A 5264-nucleotide genomic window follows, 5' to 3' on the forward strand; every position below is an offset into this window, starting at 1 on the left:
TTCGTGTGAATTAAAGTTTATATTTAACCTACTGTTTAATTTTCAAAGTTCTTAAATCTATTGTGGTGGGCCATCAGGGACTCGAACCCCGGGCCTACCGGTTATGAGCCGGGCGCTCTAACCAACTGAGCTAATGGCCCACAATAAATATGGTGCCGAAGACCGGAATCGAACCGGTACGAGAGGTTAAGTCTCGCAGGATTTTAAGTCCTGTGCGTCTGCCAGTTCCGCCACTTCGGCATACCACCTAGCTACGTCCTACTCTCCCAGGCGGTCACCCACCAAGTACCATCGGCGCTAAAGAGCTTAACTTCTGTGTTCGGAATGGGAACAGGTGTATCCTCTTTGCTATAATAACTAGATTATTTTTAATTTATTTTGTACTGCTCAATCAGTACAAGTATAATAATACCATCTCATATTTTTAATGTCAATACTTTTTTTATATTTTTTTGTTTTTTATTGTCATAATGTATATTTAACTTAAATACAATACAGCAATGTCTATATTATAACACAAAAATAAAAGAAGGTAATATTTCTAATAATACACCTTCTTCATCTAAATAATTTTTACTCATTAAATCTATATTATGTCATTTATTTGTTACTAATCTTACTTTTCATATTCTTTTCTTAATTTCTCTACTATCTTTCGTTCTATTCTAGAAATAGTCATTTGAGATATATCTAATTCTTTTGCTAGAGATGATTGAGTTTTTTCTTCAAAAAATCTTCCTTTAAATATTTTAACTTCTAATTCATTCAATTTACCCACAAATTTATCCACAAAATCTTTATATTCTATGTCGACAAAACTATTTTCATGCTCTCCTAATCTATCTATCAAAGTTATCTCTGAGTCTTCTGAATCACTATTCACAGGAGTATCTAGGGAAACTGGTTGATATCCATATGATGCTTCTAATGCTTCTAATACTTCCTCTTCCTTGCACCCTATAAAATCAGCGATATCTTTTACCTTAGGTTTTTTCTTATTCTTTTGTTCTAATACAAGTTTTGCTTCATTTACTTTTTTGTTTAATTCTTGAACTCTTCTTGGAACTCTCATTGTCCAAACTTTATCTCTAAAATATTTCTTAATTTCACCTATTATAGTAGGTGTAGCAAAACTAGAAAATTCATATCCTTTTGACATATCATAGCGCTCTACTGCATAAATAAGTGCCAAAGATCCGACTTGGTATAAATCCTCAAATTCTACTCCTTTATTAACATATTTTTTAGCAAGAATGTTGACTAAGTAAAGATTTTTCTCTACCAAAATATCTCTGATTTCTTTATTACTTTTATCCTTACTATAAATATAAAAAAGCTCTTTATTGTCCATATCTAGATAATTGGTAACAGATGATATAGGTTTCATTAATTATCAACTCCTAAATATTTTGTCATTTTTATAGTCGTTCCACTATCTACATCAGATTTTATCATTACATCATCCATTAAGCTTTCTATTATGAACAAGCCCAACCCACTTTCTTTAGGCTCATTTAAATTAGGTTTATCAACAGAATCAACGTTATATCCCTTTCCATTGTCTATTATTTCTATAGTTAAACCATTTTCAAATATTGTATATTCCACATAAAACTTATTATCTGAACTATGCTTTATTGCATTTGTACAAGCTTCTGAAACAGCTACCTTAATATCTTCTATATCATCTAAGCAAAACCCCATTTTGTTTGCTATTCCTGATGTCGTCAACCTTACAACGCTTACATATTGTGGGTTAGAAGCAATTTCCATTTTTATAATCTCAAAATTCAATTCTATCCCTCCATTTTAAATATTTTGTCTAATCCTGTTATAGAAAAAATCTTTTTAACATTGTCTTTAGGTGATTTTATGTATATTTCTTTATTTTCAACTTTTATTCTTTTTAAAACTCCTATCATAACACCTAATCCAGTTGAATCTATATAATCTAAATTACTCAAATCAAATCTTATGTTTTTTATATCTTTGTCAATTAATTTGTGTAAATACTCTTTAAATTGATCTGCTGTGGATACATCTAATTCACCATTTACAAAAACCTCCCAAAAATCAGCATCAAGCTCATTTTTTAAATTTATATCAATAGACATTTATAAACCTCCTAATTGCTTCCATTATTTTTTAAAAACTCTTAAAACTTTAAAAAATCCTGTTATTTTCTCAACTATATCTAATATACTTCTTACATCTGATGTTATCTCAGCTGCATTATCTATTATTTCACTTATATTTTTTTCGTTGTAATCAATTATTTTATTAACTCTTTCTATTGTCTTTGTAGTTGAATTTAACGTTTTAGCTATATATATAGCAATTATTAATATCGCTACTCCAAATAAAACAGCCCCTATTTGCCACCCAATTGCATTCATTATTTATTCTCTCCTTCTTCATCAAAAGTTCTACTAACTACTATATCCTCTTCTTCTATTTCCATTTTTTCTTGTGTTAAATCATCTTTTATTTCAGATACTTTTTCTTTAACTTCTTCAAAAGTTTCATGTAGAACATCTTTTGGATTTTCTTTTATAGTATCTATTTTTTTCTTGGCATCTTCTCTTAATTCGCTGCCCTTTTTAGGTGCTAAAAATATTCCCATAAAAAATCCTATTATTACTCCTAGCGTTAATACTTTTCCTCTTTTTTTACTCATATTACATAGCTCCTTTCAAGTTAATCTATTTATATTATATATTACATTTTGTATTGATTATATATTATTTATTCAAAATAAAGAAATATTTATTTTAAAATGCACATTTATCCATGACTATACACATCTAAAATTAGTATAATTTTTATATTCAATACTATTATGCTTTATCTTTATATACTATAAAGAAAGAAAAAGAATAGGTTAGTACCTATTCTTCTTCAGCATTTATTTTTGCAATTGAAACTACGTCTACTTCATCATCTGTCTTCATAAGCTTAACTCCACTAGTCACTCTTCCAAATACAGATATATCATCTACTCTTAATCTAATAAGAACTCCATCAGAATTTATAAGCATCAATTCATCTTCATTATTGACCATTGTTGCTCCGACTATTTTTCCAGTCTTATCTGACATATTATAAGTTTTAATTCCTTTTCCTGCTCTTATTTGACTTCTGTACTCTTCTATTTCAGTTCTTTTTCCGAAACCATTTTGACTTACAACTAATAAATCAGTTCCTTCATCACATAAATTCATAGAAACAACTTTGTCGTCATCTGATAGAGTTATACCTTTAACTCCCATTGCTGTTCTACCCATAGGTCTTATATCTTTTTCGCTAAATCTAATAGACATACCTTCTGATGTTACTAATAATACTTCTTTATCTCCATTAGTAATTTTTACATCTATTAATTCATCGTCATCTCTTAAACCTATAGCTATTAATCCTGATTTATTAATATTTTTAAATTCTGATCTCTTAGTTTTCTTAACAATACCTTTTTTAGTTGATAGTAATAAATATGTATCGTCATTTGCTTGTGTATCAACATCAATAAGTGTAGCTATTTTTTCATTAGGTCCTAATTGAAGTAAGTTCACTATAGCTGTTCCTTTTGCTTGTCTCTTACCTTCTGGAACTTCATACGCATCTAACTTAAACACTCTACCTCTATTAGTAAAGAATAATAGCTTGTTATGTGTTCTAGTAGTTATTAAATGTTTTACGAAATCCTCTTCTCTAATTGTAAGAGCTGAAATTCCTCTTCCACCTCTTCTTTGACTCTTATAAGTATCTAAAGGTAATCTCTTAATATATCCGAAGTGAGTCAATGTTATAGTGATTTCTTCGTCATCTATTAAGTCTCTTATATCTATTTCACCTTCAGCATGTCTTATTTCTGTTCTTCTTTCGTCTGCATATTTCTTTTTAATTTCTAAAATTTCGTCCTTTATAACGCCTAATAATAAGTGTTCATCTGCAAGTATTGATTCTAAATACTCTATCTTCTTCATTAATTCGTTGTATTCAGCTTCTACCTTTTCTCTTTCTAGACCTGTTAACTTTTGAAGTCTCATATCTAGTATTGCTTGAGCTTGAACTTCACTTAGTTTGAATTTTTCCATTAATCCAGTCTTAGCAATTTGTGTATTTGCAGAGGATCTAATTAAATTTATAACTTCATCTATATAATCTAAGGCTATTCTTAGACCTTCTAATATATGAGCTCTAGCTTGAGCTTTATTTAATTCAAATTTAGTTCTTCTTGTTACTACATCTTTTTGATGTTCTACATAGTAATATAATATTTGTTTTAAGTTTAGTATTCTTGGAACACCATTTACAAGAGAAAGCATTATTATACTAAATGTATCTTCAAGTTGAGAATGCTTGTATAAGTTGTTTAATACTATATTAGCATTTACATCTCTTTTTAGTTCTATAACAATTCTCATACCATTTCTGTTACTTTCATCTCTTAAATCTGATATTCCTTCTACCTTTTTCTCTTTAACTAATTCAGCTATTCTTTCGACTAACTTAGCCTTGTTAACTTGGTAAGGAATTTCTGTAACCACTATTTGCTGTTTTCCTTTTGGAAGCTCTTCTATTTCAGCTTTAGATCTAACCTTTACCTTTCCTCTACCTGTTTTATATGCTTCTGTTATACTGTCTTTTCCCATTATTATTGCACCAGTTGGGAAATCTGGACCTTTAATATAATCCATTAATTCTTCTACAAAGCAATCTGGATTATCAATTAAATGAACAGTAGCATCTATAACTTCACCTAAATTATGTGGTGGTATAGAAGTCGCCATACCTACAGCTATACCATTAGATCCATTTACCAATAAATTTGGGAATCTAGATGGCAATACAGTAGGTTCTTTTAAAGATTCATCGAAGTTTGGTCCAAAATCTACTGTTTCTTTATCTATATCTCTTAATAATTCTAGAGATAATTTACTCATCTTTGCTTCTGTATAACGCATTGCTGCTGGTGAATCACCGTCTACAGAACCGAAGTTACCATGACCATCAACTAAAAGAGCTCTTGTTGAGAAGTCTTGTGCCATTCTTACCATAGCTAAATATACTGCTGTATCACCATGTGGATGGTACTTCCCTAAAACGTCCCCAACTATACGTGCTGACTTTCTATATGGCTTATCTGGTGTTAAATTTAACTCATTCATTGAATAAAGTATTCTTCTGTGTACAGGCTTTAAACCATCTCTAACATCAGGAAGTGCTCTACCAGCTATAACACTCATGGCATAATCTATATATGA

At 29.7% G+C, this 5264-nt stretch carries 6 protein-coding genes, 2 tRNA genes and 1 rRNA gene; all 9 read right to left on the minus strand.

The window, feature by feature from the left end:
• Positions 1-63 precede the first annotated feature (63 nt).
• A tRNA-Ile gene (locus tag ACI3VO_RS05415) sits at positions 64-140 on the minus strand.
• Positions 141-150: 10 nt separating this feature from the next.
• A tRNA-Leu gene (locus tag ACI3VO_RS05420) sits at positions 151-240 on the minus strand.
• Between the two features lie 5 nt (positions 241-245).
• Positions 246-362: ribosomal RNA gene (gene rrf / locus ACI3VO_RS05425) — 5S ribosomal RNA — on the minus strand.
• Positions 363-616: 254 nt separating this feature from the next.
• The gene (locus tag ACI3VO_RS05430) at positions 617-1387 is read right to left on the minus strand and encodes a SigB/SigF/SigG family RNA polymerase sigma factor (protein WP_439756934.1); all 771 of its coding nucleotides are present in this window, start codon (positions 1385-1387) and stop codon (positions 617-619) included.
• Positions 1387-1773 carry an ATP-binding protein gene (locus ACI3VO_RS05435; RefSeq protein WP_439756939.1) on the minus strand — a complete coding sequence of 129 codons (387 nt, stop codon included), beginning with the start codon at positions 1771-1773 and terminating at the stop codon, positions 1387-1389. Before ACI3VO_RS05435 ends, ACI3VO_RS05430 begins: the two co-directional genes overlap by 1 nt.
• A gap of 23 nt (positions 1774-1796) precedes the next feature.
• Complete coding sequence (locus ACI3VO_RS05440; RefSeq protein ID WP_439756935.1) at positions 1797-2114, minus strand: STAS domain-containing protein; 318 nt, start codon at positions 2112-2114, stop codon at positions 1797-1799.
• A gap of 24 nt (positions 2115-2138) precedes the next feature.
• Positions 2139-2396, minus strand: coding sequence for a DUF948 domain-containing protein (locus ACI3VO_RS05445; RefSeq protein ID WP_439756936.1), 258 nt, complete (start codon positions 2394-2396; stop codon positions 2139-2141).
• A complete protein-coding gene (locus ACI3VO_RS05450) occupies positions 2396-2677 on the minus strand; it encodes a YtxH domain-containing protein (protein WP_439756937.1) in 282 nt (93 codons plus the stop codon). Before ACI3VO_RS05450 ends, ACI3VO_RS05445 begins: the two co-directional genes overlap by 1 nt.
• A gap of 211 nt (positions 2678-2888) precedes the next feature.
• A partial coding sequence (gyrA, locus tag ACI3VO_RS05455) for a DNA gyrase subunit A (protein WP_439756938.1) occupies positions 2889-5264 on the minus strand: 2376 nt, incomplete at its 5' end.

The organism is Intestinibacter sp. (assembly GCF_051866655.1).
Classification (GTDB): Bacteria; Bacillota; Clostridia; order Peptostreptococcales; family Peptostreptococcaceae; genus Intestinibacter.